Here is a 24,649-nt window from a genome sequence, read left to right as displayed (position 1 = left end):
CAGCTTTCGCGCCGAATTTTTCGTGCGACGTCGTAAATTTCAGCAGTTGCCCGTTTCAGGGTCGTGCGGGCAGCCCGTCAACCCGGGCCGGTCCGGCACGAAGAAAGGCCAGCCGCATGAGCTAGCGGCTGGCTACGCCAGCACTTTGTACATATAGGTGGTGGCATCCAGCACGCCCGCGGTGGATTCGGCATAAAACGGGATCGACCCCGCCACCTGCCAGCCCAGCGAGCGATAGAGATCGCTGGCGACATCGCCGCTGCGCGTATCCAGCACCAGCAGCGTTTTGCCCTGCGCACGGGCCTGCTGCTCAGCGCGCTGCATCAGCTCACGCGCGATGCCCTGACGGCGCGCCTGCGGATGCACCAGCAGTTTGCTGATCTCCGCCCGGTGGCGGCCATTAGGCATCGCGCTGCCACTGAGAATGACTGTGCCCACGATGCGACCGTGCTGCCGCGCAACGAATAGTTCGCTGTCGCCGTCTGCCAGAGCGGCGATCCGCTGCTGCCAGAATCGCGTTATCACCTCTTCGTCTTCAGCATCAATAAAGCCGACGCTGGCGCCGTCTGCCACACAGGCCTGCAGCACCGCTGTGAGTTCATCCAATTGTGGTTGCGCTTCGTCGGCGCGAAGTATTGTGTAATCGATCATGGTTTCGCCACCACCAGTAAATAGCGCGCGCCGTCAGTCAGGTGCGCCTCAAAAGCCGATTTCCCGACCAGATGAAAACGTAAGCAGTCACCGGGCTTCAGCGCCCACTGCTGTGCTCCCATCGTGACGGTGAGGCCGCCCTCGCGTAGCCAGATATGCTGCTCCAGGCCCTGAATGGGTGGCGCATCGTAATCTATACGTGCACCAGGCCGTAATTTGCCCTCAACCAGTTCGCATCGGAAATGAAGCGCAGGAGGTGAAACATTCCGGCGAATAAATCCGCTGGATTCATCCTGCCACACGGGCTGCTGGTCATCTCTGATCAGCAAACTGGACTCCTCCTCCACTTCACTGAGCAGGCGCGACATCGTTAATCCGTAGGCAACACACAGACGGTTAAGCAGCGCAGCAGTAGGGCTGGTCTCGCTTCGCTCAATGCGCGATAATGACGCACGACTGATGCCCGTTGCGACAGCAAGTTCATCCAGCGACCAGCCGCGTTGCAGGCGTAATTCTGCCAGCCTCACCGCCAGTCGTTGCTCCGTATTCAGCTCTGACATGGTGTTTTCTCATATTTGGGAATAATTATCTTATATGAGATATAACGGAGAAACGGCGTATCAGTCAAGTTGTACATCGAGAAATGTATTGTACAACTTAGTCGGCTTCGTTATGGTAATTGCACTCAGACCAATCGAAAGAGGAATTTATGACCTTATACAGTATCGGTGACGTCGCCGAGCGCTGTGGCATAAACCCAGTCACCCTGCGCGCCTGGCAGCGTCGTTATGGCTTACTGAAGCCGCAACGTACCGAAGGCGGACATCGTCAGTTTGACGAAGAAGATGTTCATCGCATCGAAGAGATTATGCGCTGGATTGAAAGCGGCGTGCCGGTCGGTAAAGTTAAGGCACTGCTGGAAGGTGGCGATGTTGATGCCCATGACGGCTGGACCACACTCCAGGATGAGCTGATCAGCGTCCTGCGTCACGTCAGACCCGCTAAACTTCGTAATAAAATTGCCGCGATTGGTCGCGAACATCCGATTGATGCGCTGATCGACCATGTTTTTATGCCAGTGCGCCAGAAGCTGAGTCTGGACCAGAACACCGCCCGCACCATGTGCAGTCTTCTGGATGGTTTGCTGATCGATTATGTCGCGTTCTGCCTGACCGGCAGCCGCAAAAAATCGGGTAAAGATGCGCTGATTATTGGCTGGGGTATCGACGATCGTACCCGAATCTGGCTGGAAGGCTGGCGTCTGTCGCAGCATGGCTGGCGGATTGATGTGCTGGCAGAACCGCTGGATTTACCGCGTCCTGAACTCTTTCCCGGCATGAATATGTTTGTCTTTACCGGTAAAAAACTGACCCGCCGCCAGCAGGAACAGCTGTCACACTGGCAGGAACAGGGCTATGCCGTGCGGTTGCACGATCCCGCCTGATAACAAAAACGCACGCCGGGCACTTTGCCTGCTGCCTTGCGCGCGCTATTATCCCCGCCTCACTGTTAACGAGCTCAGGTTTTACCCATGAACTGTAAAAAAGCTTTCTTCGCTACGCTGTTTTTTATTATGGCGGCAGGCGGCACCGGCGGTCTGATGCTGGTGGGATACTCTCTCATCGTTCACTCACGCTAAGCCAGCGCTGCAGGCGTTCAAACAGGCGATCGCTGACTATCGCCAGCAGCGCCACCAGTAATGCCCCCTGAATGACATAGGCTGTATTAAAGCCGCTTAAGCCGATAATCACCGGCGATCCCAGACTTTTCGCGCCGACCGTCGAGGCGATGGCAGCGGTGCCGATGTTGATGATCACCGAGGTGCGTATCCCGGCGATGATGACCGGCGCAGCCAGCGCCAGCTCAATCTGCCACAGCCGTTGCCAGCTACTCATGCCGACCCCGATGGCGATCTCCCGACTGCTGGCCGGTACGCTATCAATACCCGCCAGCGTCCCCTGTAAAATCGGCAGCAATCCATAGAGCAGCAGCGCCACAACTGCGGGCCAGGCCCCAAATCCCATTACCGGCACCGCAATTGCCAGCACCGCCACCGGCGGAATCGTCTGCCCTGCCGCCACAATGGTTTCCATCAGCGGCCGGAACGCCCGCCCCGCCCGCCGCGTCACCAGCACACCACTGCCGATGCCAATCACAATCGCCAGCAGGCTGGCGGTGATCACCAGAAACAGATGCGCCAGCGTCAGCTGCCAGAAACTCTCCTGCTGATAGAGTGGCCGCGCCAGTTCGGGAAACCAGCGGTGAAACAGCGGCCCGCTGTAAGGCATCAGGGTCAGCAGCGCGCCGTAGAACAGCACCAGCCACAGCAGCGGATCCCTTAGCCTGCGCATGTTAAATCCTCGCGCAGTTGCAGCAGATCGCCAAAGTGGAGCACGCCCAGCGGCCGCTGCTGATCGTCAATGACCGGCAGTTTATCGGTACGCCGGGCGATAAACTGCGACAGGGCATCGCGCAGCGTCAGCGCCGCAACGATCGGTTCGCCCGGCAGCCACTCGCCGCGCCGCACGGCATTACCGACCTGCTCCAGCGACAGCAGCCGTACTCCCATTTCGCTGCGGCCAAAGAAGTCGCGCACAAAATCATTTTTCGGCTGGGTCAGCAGCTCGACTGGCCTGCCCTGCTGAACAATCTCGCCGTTATCCATCAGCACAATACGGTCTGCCAGCGTCAGCGCTTCGTCGATGTCATGCGTCACCAGCACGATGGTGCGGCCCGACAGTTGATGAATGCGCAACATCTCCTGTTGCAGCACCCCACGCGTCACCGGATCGAGTGCACCAAACGGCTCATCCATCAGTAACACTTCCGGATCCGCCGCCAGCGCCCGCGCCACGCCGATGCGCTGCTGCTGCCCACCCGAGAGCTGATGCGGATAGCGGTCCAGCAGCTGAGCATCGAGATTCAGCAGCGCCAGCAGCGCCGTGATACGTTCATTGACCTGTGCCCGGGGCCAGCCCAGCAGCACTGGCACCGTGGCGATATTCTTCCGCACCGTCCAGTGCGGAAACAGACCAATCGACTGGATCGCGTAGCCCATGCGACGCCGCAGCGTGCGGGCATCGAGCTGGCGAATCGACTCTCCGGCAAAGCGGATTTCACCACTGTCAAACTCCACCAGCCGGTTGATCATCTTCAGGGTGGTCGATTTGCCCGAACCGGAGGTGCCAAGCAGCACGCAAAATTCCCCTTTCGCCACCTGTAACGACAGATCTTTCACCGCCGCTTTACCGTTAAACGCGCGGGAAACGCCGTCAAACTCAATCATCTTTTCTCTCCAGCAGTGAGATCAGCAGGCGGAACAGCGCATCGATGACCACCGCCAGCGCAATCACTGGGATCACACCCAGCAACACCAAATCAAGCGCACTGCTTAGCAGTCCCTGGAAAATAATCGCGCCAAAGCCGCCCGCGCCAATCAGCGCCGCAACCACCGCCATGCCCAGCGTCTGCACCACCACTACCCGCAGGCCCGCCAGCCAGACCGGCAGCGCCAGCGGCACATCCACCGCAATAAACTGCTGCCAGCCACTCATGCCGACGCCACGTGCACTCTCACGTACCTCGTGCGGCACCTGTTGCAGCCCCACCACCACGCTGCGCACCAGCGGCAGCAGGGCGTAAAGCACCAGCGCGATCAGCGCCGGAGCCATCCCAATGCCGCTGATGCCCCAGTCGCCGAGCCACGGAAACTGCTGAGCCAGTCCGGCCAGCGGCGCAATCAGCAGACCAAACAGCGCCACCGAGGGCACAGTCTGAATCACATTCAGCACACCGAACACCCCGCCCTGCCAGCCAGGCCGCCGGAACAGCGTGACGCCCAGCGGCAGCGCAATCATCAGCGCAGGCACCACCGTGCCCGCCAGCAGGGTGAGATGACGGCTCAGCGCGGCATCAAACACCGCGTGGCGGTTGGCATACTCTTTCAGCAGGGAGAGATCGCTGAGCTGGCCACTGAACAGCAGCAGCAGCGGCAACAGCCAGACCTGCAGATTGAGCAGCAGCTGTGCCAGCCGATGGCGGGTCAGTTGCCGCACCTGATCGGTGATCAGCAGCAGGATCAGCGCGCCGCTGCACCACAATCCGCTGGCAAAGCTGGTGCGCGCCAGACGGCTGCCCTGCTGGCTGAGTAAAGTGGCCTGATGACCGCTGAGCCAGATGATCGCCGCCAGCATCAGTTCTGCCGCCAGCAGCGCCAGCATCAGCGTGATGCGGGTCGGATGCCGCCACAGCAGCAGCCACAGCGTCAACAGCGGCAGCAGCAACAGCCCGAAGCGGCTAATCTGCCAGCCCATCAGCGGTTCACCCGCCACCAGACGGTTTGGGGCGAAGTTCAGAAACGGCAATGCCACCAGCGCCAGAGTCAGCAGCGTCAGCAGCAGCAGTGCCACCGGCTGCTCAACCGGACGGCGTATCGCTTCCCGCGATATCTGCATCGGTTACAGCAGCTTTTTCTGCTGCAGCCATTCGGTCGCTACGCTGCTGGCATCCTGACCGTCGACCGCGATTCTGGCGTTGAGCTGTTGCAGTGTCTTCTCATCAAGCGCGCTGAACACCGGCTTCAGCCACTCTGCAATCTCTGGATAGGCTTTGAGTACCGATTCACGGATCACCGGCGTCGGCGCATAAATCGGCTGAACCCCTTTAGGATCGCTGAGCGTCTGCAGACCTAATGCCGCCACCGGACCGTCGGTGCCGTACGCCATCGCCGCGTTTACGCCGGAAGTCTGCTGTGCCGCTGCGCTGATGGTGACAGCGGTATCGCCGCCAGCCAGCGACAGCAGCTGATCCTGCTTGAGGTCAAAGCCATAGGCTTTTTCAAAGGCGGGTAAGGCATCGCTGCGTTCAATAAATTCTGCAGAGGCCGCCAGTTTGAAGGTGCCGCCTTTTTTCAGCCAGGCGCTGAGGTCCGCCAGAGAGTTGAGCTGATTTTTTTCAGCCAGATCTTTTCGCACAGCGATGGTCCAGGTGTTATTAGCCGGAGCGGGTGTCAGCCAGACCAGATGATTTTTCTCCGCATCCAGCTTCTTCACTTTCTCGTAGCCTTTGGTGGCATTTTTCCAGGCGCTGTCTTTCTCATCATTGAAGAAAAATGCACCGTTGCCGGTATATTCCGGATAGATATCAAGTTCGCCCGCCGTGATGGCACCGCGCACCACCTGCGTGGTGCCGAGCTGAATTTTATTGACGGTTTTTACCCCGTGCTTTTCCAGCACCTGAAGAATCACATTGCCCAGCAGTGAACCTTCGGTATCAATTTTCGAGCCGACCCGCACCGGGTCTGCCGCCTGTGCTATCCCCATGCTGAGCAGCAAAGCGCTGACGCCCATCCAACCCCGAATTCTGACCATGGCTTTTTCCTTATCGCAGTGTGTTGTTTTTACGTTTTGTTCGTGCGTGATGATTAACAAGGCGTTGTGCGCCTGCGCGTTCAGGCTGCCCTCCTGCCACTCTGCGGGAGGCTGGCAAGGCGTGCAGCGGAAATTATCTGCCTTAAAAGCGTAGCCTGGCGCAGCGGCGATGCAGCTGACTTTATCGCAAATTGATAACGATTTGAGATTATAAATTCATCTCATATAACCGAAATGAATTTACGTCTGGGCGTCTAAACGGCTATTCTCGGAAATCTGTTTTTATAATAAAAGACGCACAACATCATGTCCGACCTGACCTCTTCCGCCCATGTGGCAACAGCAGGGAGTTCGCCCGGTGGCGAAACACAGTGGATCCGCAGCGCAGCTGACGTCTCCCGATTAGTGAACAGTGGCGACAGCGCCCGTAATAATGCCCGCATTGTGGTGGCGATTGCGCTGGGGGGCGTCTTCCTTGACGCCTACGACCTGGGTGCGCTGGCCTTTGGCATCAAAGACATCACGCGCGAATTCAATCTCACCCCGACCGGCACCGGCATGGTCGCCTCGGCAATCACCTTCGGGGCCATTATCGGCGCACTGATCGGCGGCTATCTCACGGATAAAATTGGCCGTTATCGGGTGTTTATGGCCGATATGTTCTTTTTCGTGGTGGCGGCTATCGCCTGTGCGTTTGCCCCCAATGAGTACGTGCTGGCCGGCGCGCGTTTTGTGATGGGTCTGGGAGTCGGAATCGATCTGCCGGTGGCGATGGCGTTTCTGGCGGAGTTTTCCCGACTGCGTGGCAAGGGGAATAAAGCGGCCAGCGTGGCGATGTGGTGCCCAACCTGGTATGCGGCAATCAGCATCTCTTATCTGCTGGTGCTCTTGCTCTATGCCGTGTTACCCGAAAGCCACACCGACTGGCTCTGGCGTCTAATCCTTGGTTTTGGTGCCGTTCCGGCGATTATCATCATCGCCATCCGTAGCCGTTACATGAGCGAATCCCCGGTATGGGCGGCGAATCAGGGCGACCTGAAAGGTGCCGCGGCGATTTTACGCAGTGCGTGGAGTATTAATGCCCAGGTGGCACCCGACGCCGCGCTGACGCCTGCCACGCCGGTGCGCAAGGCGAGCTGGCGTAACTATGGCGCGCTGTTACAGGGCGTTTATCGCCGCCGTACCCTGCTGGCGACCATCACTTCCATTGCCTCATCTTTTGCTTATAACGCGGTGGCGTTTGGCTTGCCGGTGATCATCTCCAGCTTCTTTGCCCAGTCAATGCTTACCACCATTCTGGTGTCGCTGGCGTTGAATCTGCTGTTCGCCTTTGTCGGCGGGATACTGGCGGTGCGGCTGGTGCCGCGCCTCGGGGCGTGGAAGATGTCGGTGGCGGGTTATGCCTGTCAGTGCGTGGCGCTGCTCGGGCTGGCGCTGATTGGTCGTCCGGAAGGCGGTCAGGAAGCCGCGCTGGCGATCGGCATGCTGGCGCTGTTCCTGTTTGGACAGGGATTCGGGCCAGGTTCGCATACCATGACTTTTGCGTCGCTGAGCTACCCGACGTCGCTGCGCGGCGTGGGTGTCGGCTTTAATCAGACGCTGATGCGCGGCAGCTCTACCGTTTCGCTGTTTCTGTTTCCGGTGCTGGTCGCGGCGCTGGGCACCGGCGTGTTCTGGGTGATCTTCCTGGCACCACTGGCGGGCCTGCTGGCGCTGCTGGCGATCCGCTGGGAACCGTCGGGTTATGATGTGGATGCGGAAGATTTCGAGCTGCAGCGATAATCAATGGTCAGGACGTGGATAGCGCACCGGCTCAGGGAGCAAAAGTCCTCCGCAAAGACGCATAAAATGCCCTCTAAGGCAATGCTCAGCGCGGGCGATTACACACCTCACTGTACGCCATTGACTTACCCTCCTTGCATGATAATATGATTCTACCCTACGCCAATGACGTACAGACATGTTATTCATTGAGACTCCTGTATTCACGGAAGATGTAAAGGAACTACTCAGCGATGATGAATATCGCGAGTTTCAACAATTCATGGCTGACAATCCAAGCTGGGGTGATGTTATCCAGAATACGGGTGGCCTGCGTAAAGTTCGCTGGGCGGCCAAAGGCAAAGGTAAGCGTGGCGGCGTTCGGGTGATTTACTATTACAAAGTCTCTGAATCACAAATCAGGCTGTTGCTGATTTATAAAAAAGGCGTCCAGGATGATTTATCCGAGGATGAAAAACATCTGTTAAGGGCGTTGAACGAGGGCTGGTAATGGACAAAAAACTGTTTGAGCGTTTGAAAGAAAGCATGACTCAGATGAATGAGATCGTCGAAGGCTCCCGAGCACCTGCCCGCGAAAGCACAGTCACTGCGGTTAAAGTCAAAGCTATCAGAAACGCTACTGGTCTTTCGCAAAGCGGGTTCGCTAAGCTGATTTCCGTGAATGTAGACACGCTAAAAAACTGGGAGCAGGGACGACGTGAGCCAACCGGCCCGGCTAAAGCTTTACTCCGGGCCATAGAACGCGATCCGCAGCATGTGATCCCAGCGCTTGCTGATAAATAATCATTGAAGAAACCGGCCTTTGTGCCGGTTAGCAGGGATAAAGAGCGGGAGCAAATGGGCTTTTAGAGCACGAAGCAGGCATCAGAGCCAAAGGCAAAAGAAATTCTCAAATCGCTCAATATTGCAGATGATAAAACATGCGATATGTACGAACAGATTTAGCTAAGCTATCTGTAGCTGTTTATTTCTCAGCAATTCGTCCGATCTGCATGAGAAAGAAGTAGAGGCTGTTGCTATGATTGAGGACATACCACACCGATCTTCTCTCGCAATGCTCGTCATTGCGGCTAGTTTATTCACCTGACCCGCCAGCTTCCTTATTATGATCTCCGAAATTTAAGATTTTATGATACCGGTCATTTTTCCAAAAATCATTTTATTATTCTTTTTTGAGCTGCCTATAAAACTGTTGCATCAAAAAAAATAACTCACCTGAATTATTGCAATTGAAAATATCCCCATCAGAGACAACATGAGGCGTGGCAAATCTGCATATACAATAAATCCATAAATTTATGGAATCCGGTTGGAGAAAATTAAGGATAAAAAACTGAAAAAAAAGATTTTTCTGGTAAGATCACATGTGCGACTTTCACAATAACCTGACATTTTAGATAGTATTCTAAAACTGGCGACGGGTGTTAAAGCGTCCGTTGGGTCGCTTAAGATTTAAACTTCAAAATTAGCATTCTGAATCAACATATTTCAGACTTTGATATATTTCACTGTCAATTATACTCGCCTACAGGTGTTATAATCTGTTTGAGTGTGATTGCGTTTGGCTTTACCATCAGAATTCACCACAACGAAAAGGAGTTTAAATGTACACATATAAGATGGTTCAGATTCCACCCAACATTTCAGTCAAGGCAAAAGACAACAAGAATGGAATTGCCGCAGCATACCTGGAGCAAGAGGTTAACTCATGGGCTGCTGAAGGCTGGGAGTTCCACCGTGTTGACACCATCGGTATAGATGAACAGCCGGGTTGCTTTGGTGGAAATAAATCCACATTGACTCACTATTACGTCATTACCTTTAGAAAAGAAGTTGCAAGTGCTTAAGTGGCTCAGTATTCGATTCGTCATGTTGTATCGGACATATGCACCGATGAATATCCGAAATCGCTGTCGTCATACTCCTTCTTGCTCTAAGTACACCCTGATAGCGTTAAAACGCTTTGGCTTTATTACGGGATGGAAACTGGGGTTACAGAGAATCTACCGCTGTCGGCCACCTAATTGCGGGATTGATTACCCTCCGCACAGGTAAGCCAAAAATCATAAAGGTCACCGAGAGTATGCTGGTGACCTTATTCACATGTGCAATTCGAATGGGGTAAGCAAATCTGAAGCTGCTCAGCAAGCACCTTCAGAGCGATAATAATAAGTCACGTAAATCCTTTCATCCATACGCATCTTTTAAATGAGCGCGGTATTACTGTCAGGGGCTTTTTCCCACCGTCCGTATGAGACCTAATAGTTCTGGTCATCAATATTTACTGATTGTCTGACCAGACAATCACGCACAAGCCGATTTCCGCCCGAAACTCCGAACCTGCTATTCCGAGAGCAGCGGGATATACTACTCACCTCAAAGCATTTTTATGCCGGGAAAGGAAACTGCTCCAGATAGTCCGGGATGCGCGGGAAAGTGTGCAAAAACCACGGTGTGAACTGCTGTGGCTGCTGCTGCATCTGCTGCTCAATCAGCGCCATCGGGCGATAATCCCAGGCATCCGCTTCCTGCGGATTCAGCTGCGGCAGGCTGTCGCAGACGGCAAAGAAGACGTGACCATACTCATGTTCAGTCAGGCCATTGCTCAGTTTCAGGTTGTAGCTCAGCTCAAACACCGGCGTCAGCGTCACCACCATCCCCATCTCTTCACGCAAGCGGCGCTCGGCGGCGTCGCGGGTTGATTCATGGGGATAAGGATGACCACAGCAGGTATTACTCCACAAGCCACCACAATGATATTTATCGCTGGCACGCCGTTGTAGCAACAGCTCCTGCCGGGAATTGAAGACGTAGACCGTCACCGCGCGGTGCAGTAATCCTTTTTCATGCACTTCCAGCTTTTCCATCTTGCCGGTGGGACGATCGAGGTGGTCAACGAGGATAACTTCAATAGCAGACATGGCGTTTCCTTGAGATTATTCCCAACTATTCTGGCACAGAATTATCGGTTTGGGCGGATCATCGAGGATTTTTTACCCGGGTCAGGCGGAGATAAGCGGATGAAGCAGAGAGAAAATCAGGCCAGCAGGGCTGGCCTGGAGAGGGATTACAGTCGGAAGCTCTGAACCACCCGCTCAAGCTGGGTGCTTTGCGATTCCATCGCCTGCGCGGCAGCAGAAACCTGCTCCACCAGCACGGCGTTCTGCTGTGTGGTGCCATCCAGTTGGGTAATCGCAACGTTAACCTGTTCGATGCCCAGGCTCTGTTCGCGGCTGGCTGACATGATTTCACTCATCAGCGTGGTCACACTGCTCACGCCCTTCATCAGCTCATCCATGGTCTGACCCGCCTGCTCGACCAGCGCGCTGCCGGTATCGATGTTCGCCACCGACTCTTCGATTAACTTTTTAATCTCACGCGCCGAGTTGGCTGAACGCTGTGCCAGATTACGCACTTCCGATGCCACCACCGCAAAACCGCGACCCTGTTCACCGGCGCGTGCAGCTTCTACCGCGGCGTTCAGCGCCAGGATATTGGTCTGGAATGCGATGCTGTCGATCACGCTGATGATATCGACCACTTTACGGGATGAGTGATGAATCTCGCCCATGGTGGTCACCACCTGACGGACCACTTCGGTGCCACGTGCGGCCACCTGCGAGGCATCACCCGCCAGCTGGTTAGCGTGGGTGGCGTTGTCGGCGTTCTGACGCACGGTGCCGGTCAGTTGCTCCATCGACGCGGCCGTTTCCACAATCGAGCTGGCCTGATCTTCGGTACGGGAGGAGAGATTGGCGTTGCCGCTGGCAATTTCACGCGACGCGGCGGTGATCGCCAGCGCGCTGTCGCCCACCTGCTGGAGCAGCCCCTGCAGATAGCTGATGAACTGGTTAAAGCTCTGCGCGACGGCGTTGAACTCCGGGCTGTTGCTGGCTGGCAGACGCTGAGTCAGATCCGCACCACCGGTCGACAGCGCTTCGATGTTGCTGTTCAGCACGTTAAGACGTTTCATCATGGCGCGGACAAAGCCCAGCGACACCAGCAGCAGGATTACCGCCAGAGGGATCTGCACCAGACCCAGGCGGGTCAGCATGTTGTGAGACTGCGCTTTCAGCAGGCTGGTTGGCAGGCTGCTGGCGAGATACCACGGGCTGCCTGGAATGGCCTGCACGAACAGCGTCTGCTCGCCTTCACTGCTGTCATAGGTGGTTTCCAGCGGCTGATTGCCAACACCGTTAAGCAGCGTTTTCAGCGGTGCTGCCATCGGCATCTGCACGTCAGCCAGGTTTTCGAGCTTCGGTGCGGCATTCACCAGTGCGCCATTGCCCACGACTTTACCGTCGGCTTCAACGATCAGGACGTTGCCCTGAATGGTTTCACCCATCTGCTTCGCCAGCTGGTTAAAGAACCCCAGCGTCACATCGATGGTGGCGACACCCCAGGCCGTGCCGTTTTTGTAGATAGCCATAGCACAGTTGGTGCGCGGCTGCGGGCTGGCGGCATCCTGATAGGCTTTTGCCCAGGCACACTGGCCTTTCGGAGCGGCCATGCCATCTTTGTACCAGGGTTGCTCCCAGTATTTGTCAGCCGCGTCGGAGTTCCAGTAGGTGTTCACCTGCAGTTCATTGCTGGCATTACGGGCAAAGAAGCTGCTGTCCTTCTCTTTCGCCGGGTCACGACGATTTGGCAGTGGCCAGATCCCGCCACCAAACACATTGCTGTCCTGATACTGGTTAACCAGCGTCGGTAACAGGGTGTCGATGGTGGCGCTGTCCATGACAGATGCGGCTTCGGTAATGGCGCGCTGCTGGGCCTGAACGCGGTTCATCTGTTCAACGATACCGGAAGCCAGTGAATCCACCTGATAGCGAACCAGACGGCTTTCGCTATCGACCAGCTGTGGCGCGACAAACTGATTAATAACCCAGACTGTAACGAGTAAAAGCGCAACAAAGAACGCGATCATTGTTGCGGTGAAGCGGGATTGTGTTGTTTTAAACATCTTCGTTCCCCTGAACCTGGTGCGGCGCGATTGCCTGATCGGGTTTAACGGCGCGGCAAGCGGGAACTTGAGATGAGCAGGATCACATATTTGAGAAATGTTTGATTTTTGTAAAAATTTAATTTCAGAGCGGAACTATCACATCCCCGGCGGGCGCCGGGGAATGGGCGAACAGGCGCAGTATTGCTGGCCTACTCTTCTGAACTCACGACCTGCTGGCGCGGACGGAAGATGTGATTATTGCCATCCGCCGTTAACAATTCCCGTAACTTCTGACCACCATGTTCATCCGCCTGCGCGAACTGCCGTTCCGCTTCTGTAATCGGCGTGGTCCAGAGCAGAGTCGGGCGATCGCCGTCGCGTTTTGGCAGCGAGAACTGCGCCTGTTCGGTTGCCAGCTCATTAGCCAGCAGGAAGCTTTCAAAGCCAACCGGTGCCACTTCCGACGCCAGCGTATGGCCCTCGCCCAGCCAGGTCAGCCGCGCCCACGGCAGATGCACGAACTCCGCCAGCGCGCTGGCCATCTGCACCGCATTGCCTTCAGTCATGACTTCACCGTCAACCGCCATGCCCAGTTCAATGCGGCGATACTGCGGCGCCAGCTCATCAAACAGATAATCGACCTGCGGCATCGGCCGGATGCTCATGCCGATGGTCAGGAAATACCAGACGCCCTGATGCCAGTGCTGGGAGATTGCCATCGGCGGCCAGCTGCCCTGATCGATAGCGTAATACTTCACTGACTCGCCAAAGCGCGCCTGATAGCAGGCCATCAGATCGTTCTGCACCTTATCCCACTCGCTGCCGTCGTGCCATTCGCGCCAGAACTGACGCTGATGCTCTGCACGGGCGTAGTAGTCATTGGTTGATGCCGACCCCAGCGGTGCCGTCAGCCGGTTCTTTTTGATGCAGCCTGCAGAGAAGCTCACCTGCTTCTCCTGATAGAGGCTCCAGCCGGGGATCACCGCCAGCAGCTGGCCGTAATACCACAGCGCCGCGCCATCATCGCTCGGCTCCCACAGCACCTGCAGACCGGCTGGATCCAGCGCGGGTTCCGCTTCCAGATTACGGCAATACTCGGCGCTGAGCAGCGGCGCTATGCCCTGCTCCATCGCCTCGCGATCTTCCTGCGCCGGTGCCGGCAGCAGGTTTCGTAGCCAGCAGCCGCGTACCGCATACTGGCTGCGGAACAGGTCGGTTGGCCAGATGTAAAAATAGGCAGTGCGCTCATCCTGTTCGACAATAGCGGTCAGGGTGCGCTGCTGATTGTGGACTTCAGCAATCAGGGATTTGTACGTCATAGTGCCTCGACAAAGCCTGGAGGAATCCATTTTCCCCGAGAATAGAGCAGGATCCTGGCTGCGGCTATCTGAGACAAGGGTAATAGTCTCAAAGTGTGGGAGTTGGAGGGGTGGTGAAGAGTACAGCAGGCGCAATTGGCGGGAGCAGAGGCCCATCCGGCAGCATACTCATACCATCACGGTCTGATAATGCTCTTACAGTAACGGGTGGATGCAGCGAAGGAGCGCGAGGCACTGCCCCATAAAGTTAACCGGATACGGTGTTGATTGTAGCGTTCACTAAAGCCAGAAGACTGACTTTTCTAATCAATGGTACTCATACAGTCCTGTTTAATGCTTTTTGAAAACAGCTTTCAGCACCCATAAAAGCGCAACAGACATAATAATAGAAATAAGGATATTGGCTGACATTACAAAGTCGATGGTTGCCTCATCGCCATTAATATTGAAAAAACCTGCGATGGCATAAAAGAATGTTACCGGCACTATGACAGCAATAGCTTTTGAAATAGCAATCGCACAAAAAACAAACAGAAAAATAGTTAAAATAAAGCGCATCGTTAGTATACCTTTACCGTTCCATAGGCTTTGAGCTGGCTGCCCGGGATGTTAAGCGTTGGGCCAGATTTAAGGAACATGTCGCGCATGTAATTGAACTGAAGAGGATGTTGAAGTGTGATGCAGCCTTCACTCAGCCCTAATGGCCTAATAGGGTGCAGACGGAAATTACCCCGCCTGATGCCTTGTACAAACGTGTAGTCATCAATTTTTCATCGTCACGAAATAGTCCAAACCATGTTGAGCGATCCGTACCGTATATGTCTTTCAACAAGCGTTCTCTAAACGGTCCCAATCTTCCGCCTGAAGGTCGTTCTACAATAAAGTAACGGCCACGAACTATTGGGCCTATATCGGGTACGTTTGTTTTTTCTGGATTATTGCAGCTTTCTTTTTGACCAGGAAAAGCAGGAAATGTACCAATACCAGGGCAGCTCAGGCTGGTCATTTCACGCCGGTTGAGAAGTAAATAGCAGCTATATGACATGAGAAATCCATTCCTTATGTGCGAATATAGTAGATCCACTTGATTCTAAAAATTAACTATTGCCTTTTGGTAGTGTAATGTCAATTGTGCCCGGCATCTGCCTTTGAGTGGCTGACAGAAGGAACGTTATACCTGTTCCCGCAGAAGGGCAAAAAAAACCGCCAGGCGGCGGCTCGCCTGAATTTACCAACTTTTATTGGGACTCTTTGTAAAAGAGCCGCCGTAGACAGTGGCATCAATGGCATTGCGGCAGTCTTCGGTACCGCGTGGATCAGAGGCTTTCGTGCATTCCTCATATTTAGCTTTGCGCTCCGCGTCATGCGCTTTATACCAATCAATACTCTTCGCGCCAGCATCGCAACCGGTAAGCATCGTAATGGCCAGCAAAACCAGTGAAAGTAGTTCTGCTTTCGTCAGATCTCCCTTTAGAGAATTAATTGCGACCACAGTTATAGAGCAGTAGTGCGCTCGAGCGGATGAAGCAGGCACTGTAAAAAACCATGGCCGCTATGAGCGAGAAGCGGAAGTATGAATGTTTGTTTAACTCTATTGGCTTTTAGCCACTCTTATCCCAGGTCTTCGCGAGTTGGACCTTGAAAGTAGATACTGCTTATATGGCAACTACGTGGCTGAGTCAGCACAAAACGAATTGTTTCCCAGACTGAGCGCCCATTCATCAGACGTTCCCCCATTCTGGATTCACTGTCGACAAGCGTATCTAACCCTGTAAGTTCGAAATCCGGTGGATACAACCCGGTCACACGTATATTTTCTTCGGACAACTGCTGTGACAGTTTGGTGATAAACCCGCTAAGCCCATGTTTACTGGCGAAAAAAGCAGGATGCGCAATTGAATCCGTAAAATTCGGGATCCCACATGAAGATATAATTGAGACGATATCAGCATTGTCTGAACGTCTTAACCCGGGCAGCAGAGCCTGAGTCAGCAGAATCGAACCTGTCAGACCTGAACTGACGGTATTGATAATTTCTGTGTCAGGCTGATCGTCTAATCTCCCTGATAACCACTGAGCAGCATTCAGGATTAAAATGTCTATAGGCTTGTCTGAAATTAACAGCTGTGAGGAAAACTGAGAAAGGGATTCAGGGCGTGTTAAATCACAGATATACCCTTTTGCAATGCCGCTTTCAGCAGTGATGATGCTGCAGGTTTTTTGAATATCTTCAGCCCGCCGTGCGCAAAAATCCACCTCGACGCCCTCTCGTGCCAGCCACACGCACAGCGCCTGGCCAAATCCCCCGCCGCCACCGGTAATAACAGCTCTTTTACCTCTCAGCATCTTCATTCATCCTTTTCCTGATGACTATATGTGGATGTAGATATACATGAGGAAGTTAAGTGACATCTTTCAGTTAATGCCTTTTTACATGGGAACAGAAATAAGCTGCACCGCAAACTGTTTAGCGTGTGCCAGGGGATTAGCAATGTCCGCTTCTGGCACAAAGCAGCCGGTTTTGCCTTCTTGACTGAAGGGGTAATTATCTAAGAGCCTTCTCAACTTTTTTAGACTAACGCCCTACAATCGCTTTATCATCTTTAAACTTATCGGGCCGTAAGTTTAGCAACGCTCAGGTGTGGAAAAGCGTAAAACAAGCAAAATACATAAGGAATGAAGATAAGGGACAGGCATGACTGCATATTCAAACTCTGATGCGGCAAGGGACTTACGCCCGGTTTTAGACAAGGCACCCATTGGCGCTGTGAACGGTGAATGGTTCTTTATTACGGAACAGGCTGGTGTTTCCTCCCAATATGGAGGTTACATGTATGCTGATGGGAGTCACGTTACTGCTGGTGACCATGTTTTTCAGAGGGTCTGCAACGTTGTCGATAAACTCGAAGCATCACAGATACAGTCCTTTAATAAGGTTATTGTTCGCTGGACTAAGTCTAAAATACCGTTCATGCGCGGGCGCGTTACGGTTGACACAATTTTCGATGAGACAATAGTGCCGCGCGGTCCTCAGAGTCCGATGTATGAGGCTGCCGCTGTCGCAAGGCGAGCATTCTGGAAAAGGTATGGCGACGTGTCAGATAGCTTTATTGCTGAACGAGATGACGCAAACGTACACAACCAGACGAAGTGGTTCGGGCCCCATCGCCGGGTACTCAGTACCAAAAGCAGCACCAAATTAACGCTGGCTACCGATGGTCTCTCGACGCCCTGGGCCGGCGTTGCAGACCCGGAAAACGGCGTAGAATGCGAACTTTTCATGGAGCTGGATGCTTCAGATAATACCAGCCAGCAGATTGATGACTGGGCTCATTTGTTAATTAGCTTGGGGGATCTCGTTGCCGACGGCTATCAGGTCGCTGCCGATGTTGAAAAATATAGAGCCATACTGTTTTGTTCTCTTACCGACGACTATAAACCAATGACCCGCATCATTCTCAGCCGTGATGCTCGTCAAATTGAGGGTTTGCCTTTCGGTTCAGTTCCGCTGATCCGTGTAACGCCGATAGCAGAGGCAGAGATTGAAAATCATGACCAGTCCGATGGATGGGCATCAAACGCAGCAAGGCATGCACTCGCGGAACGGCGGATAGAAGCGTAGATAATTATCATATGGTTATTCACGCTCCCTTCATGGCAGAGTGAGCCGGTCACTTTTATTAAGGGAGATAAGCAATCTTTATTCTGCTTTGAGCGAGAAGGGGACGAAAGTTGCCTTCACGTTTTCGATTATGCCATCTTAGTCATCTCGTATCGTTCAAAAAATGCGGCAACACTTTTAATAATCAAGCTAAGTAATGACACACTTAAGGAATCATTATGCCTGGAATAACGCTCACATTGTCTGGTTGCAAGGATCAAAAATTAACCAAAGAGTGTGTACTTTTAGCTACTCAAATCACATGCGAGATATTGAAGAAAAACAGCTTCGAAACCATGGTCATAGTAAGACATGTGGACGATGATGACTGGTTTATTGATGGCAAGAGTCTGGCTGAATGGGGGAAAAATTCGTTTAGACTTGAAGTTACTGTCGTGGATGAAACTTGTAGCAAAGATCAGAAAGGAGCGTATCAGAAAGCAATTTACAACGCTATGGAACAAGCTATTGGTAACCTACATCCTCAGTCAAATGTGCATCTTATTGATTGTAAAGCTGCTTCATATGGATACACAGGAATAACGCAAGAATACAGATATCAGCATAAAGATGAGTTTTACTAACCAAAATTTCTTTCCTATAACCGTTAATGTGGCGCATTTTGATTGTGGACTTAAGACGCCAACGTCCGTTGTTGGCACAAAGCGGACGTTACTGGCTCAATTACAGTTATTTTCATGCATCCCTGGTCAACGGTCAGTAATGTACCAGACCGCCATCTACCGCATACTGGCTGCCGGTAACATAGGATGCGTCATCGGACAGGAGAAATAGTGCAACTGCCGCGGCCTCTTCCGCTGTTCCTGCGCGACCCAAAGGAACCTGGCTTACCACAAAATCTTCAAACTGCTGACGCGACTCCTCTGGCATAAAGTGCCTGAAGTTGGTTTCAATCGGACCTGGCACCAAAGTGTTGGCGCGGATACCGCGTTCAGCCAGCGCTGATGCCCAGCTTTTGACCATAGCGATAACCGCGCCTTTCGTTGCTGCATAAAGGCTTGTCATCGCCGCACCTTCATATACAGATGAAGATGAAGTAACCAGAACGGATGCGCCTGAATTAAGTGATTTGGAGAGGGCTGCCAGCTGTAGCATCGGGCCGCGCACATTAGCATTCATCATTCGATTAAAAGAATCTGCCGTTACAGATTCGGGAGAGCTTACCTCTGCGAAGCCAGCATTAAGCCATAATCCATCAAGGGTACCCCAGCCACTAATCGCTTCCTGCAGCGCATTTATGTCAGTTTCGCCTGCAGCATCGCTTTTCATAACAAGCGATGTCGCAGGAAGCATGCTGCGTGCACGTTCCAGCCTTTCTTCATTTAGCCCCGTAATAGCTACATGACCACCTTCCGTGACAATACGCTGAGCGCCTGCCAGCCCCATTCCACTCGTACCACCAGTGATCAATATACGTTTACCCTGAAACCTGCCCATGCTTACTCCCTTTATTTGGCTTTGGAATCAGCATTTACCTTACGTAAAAAAAACACTATTCGTCATCTGTTTCATTACGCAACGATGGCATTGCTTCTTGAATGTCCGCTTCTGGCACAAAGCGGACGTTGAAATTAACCCCAATCAGCCTGTTGTAACTAATCCCAACAGACTGTCTGTCTGAACAAAGCGTCTATTCAGTTGCAGGCATCAATCACTCCAGTTGCATCATCCCTTTATGACCACTAACCACTCACATTTCTACCAGTGAACCCCTCACCCCACCCTTCCCATCCTCACCATTGCCCGATACCAGGCACCGCGCTGAATCGACCACCTTAATCCCACCGCAATCGCATTAATCTTCCTGTCAATGATCGCCTGCTGAAAGCGGCCGATCTCAGTACCGGACATTGCCTGCGCCCAGGCTGGCATCAGCCCGAACCCTGACTTCAGCATGATTTTCATCACCGGTTTTGCCTGCCAGCTGGGTGCGGGAGCATTCATCAGCAATCGCGTCACTTCGGCAGTGCGATGATCAAAGCGCAGCTCTGAACGCATCTGTTGCAGATAATCCGCAACATCAACAACGCTTTTCGGTACCTGCTCCGCCCCCAGCGCTTCGGCAATCTGCGCCGCTTCCTGATAGTACTGATCCTGCCCGGCGCGGCTGAGGTTTGGATTTTTGTAGCGCAGATGGGCGGCCAGAAAACGGCTGGTCTCCGCCACATGCACCCAGGTCAGCAGATGCGGATCGCTGGCGGCATAGGGTTTGCCTTCGCTGTCAACGCCGCTGACTTTCAGGTGAATGCGTTTCACCCGGTCAATCAGCGTCTGTGCATCCTGCGAATTACCGTAGGTGGTCACCGCGATAAACTGACTGGTGCGCCGCAGGCGGCCCATCATATCTTCGCGGAAATTGGAGTGATCCCAGACGCCCGCCAGCGCCGCCGGATGCAGCATCTGCAACAGCAGCGCGCTGATCCCACCGCACATCATGGAGGTGAAGTCACCGTGGACGCGCCAGATCACGCTGTCCGGGCCAAACAGGCCGGGATCGCCAGGCGGTTGAGAGAGGTCAAATTCATTCATCGACAGGCCGTTAAGGCGAAATACCTGCTGCTGAATGCGGTCACGCAGATTAATCATGATGGCTCTGATAGTGGATATGACGCGGCGCGCCGTAGCAGGACGCTAACGACGCGCCGCGTCACCTTCCCCTGACGTCAGGGGAAAGGCTGACGGTTATAAATAGTTGAACTGCCCATCCTCGGTACGAACGGAATCGAGTCCAATCATGACGTTGAATTTGCCGGGCTCTGCAACATGCTGCATCTGCTGGTTCCAGAACTTCAGCGCATCCACGTCGATTTTAAAGGTCACGGTTTGCGACTCGCCCGCTTTTAGCATGATGCGCTTAAAGCCACGCAGCTCCTGCACCGGACGGCTGATGGAAGCGACCGGATCGTTGAGGTACATCTGCACCACCGTCGCGCCATCGCGTTTACCGCTGTTGGTCACGGTCACGCTGGCTTCAATGCTGCCGTTACGCGGCATGGTCGGTGAGGACATTTTTACCGGCGACACGGTGAAAGTGGTATAGCTCAGGCCGTAACCAAACGGATAGAGCGGACCGTTAGCCGCGTCGTAATAGTGCGACGTGTACTTGTTCGGCTTAGCAAAGTTGTAAGGACGACCGGTTGGCAGATGGTTGTAATAGATCGGAATCTGACCCACTGAACGCGGGAAGGAAACCGGCAGTTTGCCCGACGGGTTGTAGTCGCCGAACAGCACATCGGCGATGGCGTTGCCGCCTTCGGTGCCGCTGAACCAGGTTTCCAGCATCGCATCGGCCATCCGATCTTCATTCACCACTGACAGCGGGCGTCCGTTCATCAGCACAATCACCAGCGGCTTACCGGTGGCTTTCAGTGCTGCTAACAGCTTCTGCTGGCTCGGCGGGATCACCAGGTCGCTGCGGCTGGAGGCTTCGTGCGCCATACCCTGCGCTTCGCCCACGGCAGCAACCACCACATCGGCCTGCTTCGCTTTGGCGACCGCGTCATCAATCAACTGCTGCGGTGAACGCGTATCCACGGAAACCGCCTGCTCATAGAGGTTCAGGAAGTCCTGAATCCCTTTGTTGTCGGTGACGTTAGCGCCCTTCTCATAGAGCAGCGTAGCCTTGCCTTCGGTGGCATTGCGCATGCCCTGCAGCAGCGAAACGGATTGTTTCGCCACGCCAGCGGCAGACCAGCTGCCCATAATGTCACGCTGACTGTCTGCCAGCGGACCAATCAGGGCAATGGCGCCCGATTTTTTCAGCGGCAGCGTTTCCAGGCGGTTTTTAAGCAACACGATGCTTTTACGCGCGACGTCGCGCGCTTCAGCCCGGTGCAGACGGCTTTCCGCATTGGTGTCCTGCGGATCGCTCTCATTCGGACCTAAATGGCTGTAGGGATCGTTAAACAGGCCCATGTCATATTTGACGTTGAGCACATGGCGCGCCGCATCATCAATCTCCGCCATGGTGACGTCGCCGCTCTTCACCAGAGCGGGCAGATACTTGCTGTAATATTCGTCGCTCATGCTCATATCGACGCCCGACTTCAGGGCGATGCGTACCGCTTCCTGCGGATCGCTGGCAACGCCATGTTTGATCAGCTCTTTGATTGCGCCGTGGTCGCTGATGGTGATGCCTTTGAACTTCCACTTATCGCGCAGCAGATCTTTCAGCAACCAGCTGTCCGCCGTGGCGGGCACGCCATTGATCGAGTTCAGCGCCACCATCACGCCGCCGCTACCCGCATCCAGTGAAGCTTTGTATGGCGGCAGATAGTCCTGAAACATGCGCTGCGGGCTCATGTCCACGGTGTTGTAATCGCGTCCGCCTTCCACTGCGCCATAGAGCGCGAAGTGCTTCACGCTGGTCATCACGCTGTAGCGATCGGCAGCACTTTTGCCCTGCATCGACTGCACCATGCTGCGACCCATTTCGCTGGTGAGATACGTATCCTCACCGAAACCTTCGGAGCCACGGCCCCAGCGCGGTTCACGGCTGACATCCACCATCGGCGCCCAGGTCATGTTCAGACCATCGTCGGCCGCTTCATAGGCAGAGACGCGCCCCACCTCTTTCACCGCATCCAGATCCCAGCTCGACGCCAGGGCCAAAGGAATCGGGAAAATGGTGCGCTGACCATGAATAACGTCGTAGGCAAAAAACAGCGGGATCTTCAGGCGGCTGAGCTGCATCGCCTGATCCTGCATCGCGCGGATATCCTGACGGGTTACGGTATTAAAAATCGCGCCAACCTGACTCTTCTGAATCATGTCGCGAATCACTTCTTTCGGATTATCAGGTCCGACGCTGATTAAACGCAGCTGGCCGATCTTCTCGTCCAGCGTCATTTTTTTAAGCAGTTGGTTGACGAAGGCATCCCGCGCCTGTTCGGTCATCGGGTGGTTACCTGGCACTGTCTCAGCCAATGCCGGTTGCATCGCGAGGGAGACAGCGAGACTAACAGAGTAAATCCATTTCATCAGGTTGGGTTCTCTTAAGTAACTGCGCAATATCGAATTAACAGGCGGCAGTGTGCCACAAGATGAGAATAGCAGGTAGCTGCCGCTGTCACACTGCGTTGAGGTGAGTTGACGTGCTACAGTTAGGACGCACTGATAAGACAAGGGAATTGCTCATGATACAAACCTCTGCCCTGCTTTCTGACCTGCGCCGCCTGGTCGGCCCTACCCATCTGCTGACTGAACCTGAACAGACCGCGCGCTATCGCAAAGGCTTTCGCTCCGGCGAAGGCGAGGCGCTGGCGGTGGCGTTTCCTGGTACGCTGCTGGAGCTCTGGCGGGTACTGCAAACGCTGGTGAATGCCGATGTCATTATCCTGATGCAGGCGGCGAATACCGGCCTGACCGAAGGCTCGACGCCGCATGGCGACGATTACGATCGTCCGCTGGTGATTGTCAGCACCCTGCGGCTGGACAAGCTTCAGCTGATCGACGAAGGCCAGCAGGTGCTGGCGTTCCCCGGCAGCACACTCTATCAGCTGGAAAAAGCGCTGAAGCCGCTGGGGCGTGAACCCCACTCGGTTATTGGCTCCTCCTGTATTGGTGCCTCGGTGCTGGGCGGTATCTGTAATAACTCCGGCGGATCGCTGATCAAACGCGGACCGGCCTACAGTGAAATGGCGCTGTTTGCTCAGATTGATGCGCAGGGAAAACTGAAGCTGGTGAACCATCTCGGTATCGATCTTGGGACGTCACCGGAGGAGATTCTGGGGCGGCTGGATGATGACCGCTGGCAGCCCAAAGATGTGCAGCACGATGGACGTCACGCCTCCGATCATGAATATGCCGACCGGGTTCGTGAAGTCGATGCGGATACGCCCGCCCGCTATAACGCGGATGCGCGTCGCCTGTTTGAAGCATCCGGTTGTGCCGGAAAACTGGCGGTCTTCGCGGTGCGACTCGATACCTTCGCCAGCGAACCGCAGCAGCAGGTGTTTTACATCGGCACCAACGAGCCCGGCGTTCTCAGCGATATCCGCCGTCACATGCTGGCGCATTTCACCCATCTGCCGGTGGCGGGCGAATATATGCACCGCGACATCTATGACATTGCGGAAGTCTACGGCAAAGATACCTTCCTGATGATCGACAAGCTGGGCACCGACAAGATGCCGCTGTTTTTCACGCTGAAGGGGCGGGTTGATGCCTGGCTGAGCAAACTCTCCTTCGTTAAACCGCACTTCAGCGATCGCCTGTTGCAGCGCCTGAGTAAACTGTTTCCGGCGCATCTGCCTAAACGCATGAAGCAGTATCGCGACAAATATGAACACCATCTGATGCTGAAGATGTCTGGCGACGGCGTGGCGGAAGCGCGTAACTATCTGCGCGACTACTTCCGTGAAGGCGGTGGCGAATTCTTCGAGTGTGAAGGCAAAGAAGGTGCGCACGCCTTTCTGCATCGCTTCGCAGCGGCGGGTGCGGCAGTGCGCTACCACGCGGTGCATTCTGATGAGGTCGAGGACATTCTGGCGCTGGATATCGCCCTGCGTCGTAACGATGCGGACTGGTTCGAAACCCTGCCCGATGAGATCCGCGCCTCGCTGAGCCATCGTCTCTACTATGGCCACTTCTTCTGTCATGTGTTTCATCAGGATTACATCGTCAGAAAAGGGGTCGATGTGCATGCGCTCAAAGCGCAGATGCTGGAGATTCTTCAGGCGCGGGGTGCTGAATATCCCGCTGAACATAATGTCGGACATCTCTATCAGGCCAAACCGCAGCTGGCGGCGTTCTATCGCCAGCTCGATCCCACCAACAGCTTCAATCCTGGGATTGGCAAAACCAGCAAGCAAAAAGGATGGGCGGTGAAGCAGGTTTAATCGCCTTATCGGTCAGCCTGCTTATCTGAGCAGGCTGATTGTCATACAACCGGGAAGCCCGT

General features: G+C 54.3%; 24 protein-coding genes and 1 pseudogene. 9 read left to right on the top strand and 16 right to left on the bottom strand.

Annotated features, from left to right (window positions below):
- Positions 1-132: 132 nt before the first annotated feature.
- Together ACK13D_RS09580 and ACK13D_RS09575 are read right to left on the bottom strand one after the other, a co-directional pair.
- On the bottom strand, positions 133-651 hold the full coding sequence (locus tag ACK13D_RS09580) for a GNAT family N-acetyltransferase (RefSeq protein ID WP_052270844.1): 519 nt from the start codon (positions 649-651) through the stop codon (positions 133-135).
- A complete protein-coding gene (locus tag ACK13D_RS09575) occupies positions 648-1,211 on the bottom strand; it encodes an XRE family transcriptional regulator (RefSeq protein WP_033771214.1) in 564 nt (187 codons plus the stop codon). Before ACK13D_RS09575 ends, ACK13D_RS09580 begins: the two co-directional genes overlap by 4 nt.
- Positions 1,212-1,360: 149 nt before the next feature.
- Between ACK13D_RS09575 and ACK13D_RS09570 the strand changes: the two genes are divergently transcribed.
- The gene (locus ACK13D_RS09570; RefSeq protein ID WP_010254274.1) at positions 1,361-2,095 is read left to right on the top strand and encodes a MerR family transcriptional regulator; all 735 of its coding nucleotides are present in this window, start codon (positions 1,361-1,363) and stop codon (positions 2,093-2,095) included.
- A gap of 175 nt (positions 2,096-2,270) precedes the next feature.
- Here ACK13D_RS09570 and ACK13D_RS09565 read toward each other — a convergent pair whose 3' ends face one another.
- The 4 genes from ACK13D_RS09565 to osmF are packed head-to-tail and all read right to left on the bottom strand — an operon-like array spanning position 2,271 to position 6,020.
- Positions 2,271-3,002 carry an ABC transporter permease gene (locus ACK13D_RS09565; RefSeq protein ID WP_010669716.1) on the bottom strand — a complete coding sequence of 244 codons (732 nt, stop codon included), beginning with the start codon at positions 3,000-3,002 and terminating at the stop codon, positions 2,271-2,273.
- Positions 2,990-3,937 carry an ABC transporter ATP-binding protein gene (locus ACK13D_RS09560; protein WP_418796242.1) on the bottom strand — a complete coding sequence of 316 codons (948 nt, stop codon included), beginning with the start codon at positions 3,935-3,937 and terminating at the stop codon, positions 2,990-2,992. The genes ACK13D_RS09565 and ACK13D_RS09560 overlap by 13 nt, the downstream gene beginning before the upstream one ends.
- Positions 3,930-5,105, bottom strand: a complete 1,176-nt coding sequence (locus tag ACK13D_RS09555) for an ABC transporter permease (RefSeq protein ID WP_033771210.1) — start codon at positions 5,103-5,105, stop codon at positions 3,930-3,932. The genes ACK13D_RS09560 and ACK13D_RS09555 overlap by 8 nt, the downstream gene beginning before the upstream one ends.
- A 3-nt stretch (positions 5,106-5,108) precedes the next feature.
- The gene (osmF, locus tag ACK13D_RS09550) at positions 5,109-6,020 is read right to left on the bottom strand and encodes a glycine betaine ABC transporter substrate-binding protein OsmF (protein ID WP_111533547.1); all 912 of its coding nucleotides are present in this window, start codon (positions 6,018-6,020) and stop codon (positions 5,109-5,111) included.
- Positions 6,021-6,326: 306 nt separating this feature from the next.
- Between osmF and ACK13D_RS09545 the strand changes: the two genes are divergently transcribed.
- The 5 genes from ACK13D_RS09545 (at position 6,327) to yidD (ending at position 9,857) form a co-directional block, all read left to right on the top strand.
- On the top strand, positions 6,327-7,802 hold the full coding sequence (locus tag ACK13D_RS09545) for an MFS transporter (RefSeq protein ID WP_033785500.1): 1,476 nt from the start codon (positions 6,327-6,329) through the stop codon (positions 7,800-7,802).
- Positions 7,803-7,980: 178 nt separating this feature from the next.
- Entirely contained in the window at positions 7,981-8,292 is a 312-nt protein-coding gene (locus tag ACK13D_RS09540) for a type II toxin-antitoxin system RelE/ParE family toxin (RefSeq protein WP_346461013.1), read from the top strand.
- A complete protein-coding gene (gene nadS, locus ACK13D_RS09535; protein ID WP_010669711.1) occupies positions 8,292-8,585 on the top strand; it encodes a NadS family protein in 294 nt (97 codons plus the stop codon). The genes ACK13D_RS09540 and nadS overlap by 1 nt, the downstream gene beginning before the upstream one ends.
- A gap of 821 nt (positions 8,586-9,406) precedes the next feature.
- Positions 9,407-9,649 carry a DUF4177 domain-containing protein gene (locus ACK13D_RS09530; RefSeq protein ID WP_316552111.1) on the top strand — a complete coding sequence of 81 codons (243 nt, stop codon included), beginning with the start codon at positions 9,407-9,409 and terminating at the stop codon, positions 9,647-9,649.
- Positions 9,642-9,857: a membrane protein insertion efficiency factor YidD gene (yidD, locus tag ACK13D_RS09525; protein ID WP_198346841.1), complete on the top strand. Its 216-nt coding sequence runs from the start codon at positions 9,642-9,644 to the stop codon at positions 9,855-9,857. Before ACK13D_RS09530 ends, yidD begins: the two co-directional genes overlap by 8 nt.
- A 332-nt stretch (positions 9,858-10,189) precedes the next feature.
- Here yidD and idi read toward each other — a convergent pair whose 3' ends face one another.
- From idi to ACK13D_RS09490, 7 genes and pseudogenes are all read right to left on the bottom strand, one after another.
- Entirely contained in the window at positions 10,190-10,723 is a 534-nt protein-coding gene (idi, locus tag ACK13D_RS09520; protein WP_263056135.1) for an isopentenyl-diphosphate Delta-isomerase, read from the bottom strand.
- 146 nt (positions 10,724-10,869) lie between these two features.
- Positions 10,870-12,765: a methyl-accepting chemotaxis protein gene (locus tag ACK13D_RS09515; RefSeq protein WP_022625996.1), complete on the bottom strand. Its 1,896-nt coding sequence runs from the start codon at positions 12,763-12,765 to the stop codon at positions 10,870-10,872.
- A 191-nt stretch (positions 12,766-12,956) separates the two neighbouring features.
- On the bottom strand, positions 12,957-14,066 hold the full coding sequence (locus ACK13D_RS09510) for a suppressor of fused domain protein (RefSeq protein ID WP_022625997.1): 1,110 nt from the start codon (positions 14,064-14,066) through the stop codon (positions 12,957-12,959).
- Positions 14,067-14,396: 330 nt separating this feature from the next.
- Entirely contained in the window at positions 14,397-14,624 is a 228-nt protein-coding gene (locus ACK13D_RS09505) for a hypothetical protein (RefSeq protein WP_010254235.1), read from the bottom strand.
- 2 nt (positions 14,625-14,626) lie between these two features.
- Positions 14,627-15,072, bottom strand: a pseudogene (locus ACK13D_RS09500) (DUF2778 domain-containing protein).
- Between the two features lie 222 nt (positions 15,073-15,294).
- Positions 15,295-15,558: an EexN family lipoprotein gene (locus ACK13D_RS09495; RefSeq protein ID WP_418796240.1), complete on the bottom strand. Its 264-nt coding sequence runs from the start codon at positions 15,556-15,558 to the stop codon at positions 15,295-15,297.
- 119 nt (positions 15,559-15,677) lie between these two features.
- Positions 15,678-16,412, bottom strand: coding sequence for an SDR family oxidoreductase (locus ACK13D_RS09490; protein ID WP_033757286.1), 735 nt, complete (start codon positions 16,410-16,412; stop codon positions 15,678-15,680).
- A gap of 349 nt (positions 16,413-16,761) precedes the next feature.
- Here ACK13D_RS09490 and ACK13D_RS09485 point away from each other — a divergent pair, with 349 nt between their 5' ends.
- Both ACK13D_RS09485 and ACK13D_RS09480 read left to right on the top strand, forming a co-directional pair.
- On the top strand, positions 16,762-17,688 hold the full coding sequence (locus tag ACK13D_RS09485; protein WP_010254226.1) for a hypothetical protein: 927 nt from the start codon (positions 16,762-16,764) through the stop codon (positions 17,686-17,688).
- Between the two features lie 218 nt (positions 17,689-17,906).
- Positions 17,907-18,311, top strand: a complete 405-nt coding sequence (locus ACK13D_RS09480) for a tautomerase family protein (protein WP_010254222.1) — start codon at positions 17,907-17,909, stop codon at positions 18,309-18,311.
- 133 nt (positions 18,312-18,444) lie between these two features.
- Here ACK13D_RS09480 and ACK13D_RS09475 read toward each other — a convergent pair whose 3' ends face one another.
- From ACK13D_RS09475 to bglX, 3 genes are all read right to left on the bottom strand, one after another.
- Positions 18,445-19,185 (bottom strand): SDR family oxidoreductase, encoded by a 741-nt coding sequence (locus ACK13D_RS09475; protein WP_031292481.1) that lies wholly within the window; start codon positions 19,183-19,185, stop codon positions 18,445-18,447.
- Positions 19,186-19,461: 276 nt separating this feature from the next.
- Positions 19,462-20,334, bottom strand: a complete 873-nt coding sequence (locus ACK13D_RS09470; RefSeq protein WP_236351856.1) for an oxygenase MpaB family protein — start codon at positions 20,332-20,334, stop codon at positions 19,462-19,464.
- A 96-nt stretch (positions 20,335-20,430) separates the two neighbouring features.
- Complete coding sequence (gene bglX / locus ACK13D_RS09465; RefSeq protein ID WP_418796237.1) at positions 20,431-22,728, bottom strand: beta-glucosidase BglX; 2,298 nt, start codon at positions 22,726-22,728, stop codon at positions 20,431-20,433.
- 155 nt (positions 22,729-22,883) lie between these two features.
- Here bglX and dld point away from each other — a divergent pair, with 155 nt between their 5' ends.
- The gene (dld, locus tag ACK13D_RS09460; RefSeq protein ID WP_010260312.1) at positions 22,884-24,587 is read left to right on the top strand and encodes a D-lactate dehydrogenase; all 1,704 of its coding nucleotides are present in this window, start codon (positions 22,884-22,886) and stop codon (positions 24,585-24,587) included.
- Positions 24,588-24,649 lie beyond the last annotated feature (62 nt).

The sequence above is a fragment of the Pantoea sp. K16 genome, from assembly GCF_048452805.1.
GTDB classification, from domain to species: domain Bacteria; phylum Pseudomonadota; class Gammaproteobacteria; order Enterobacterales; family Enterobacteriaceae; genus Pantoea; species Pantoea agglomerans.
The sequence above is the reverse complement of the archived record's forward strand: the minus strand, read 5'-3'. Positions and strand labels throughout refer to the sequence as shown.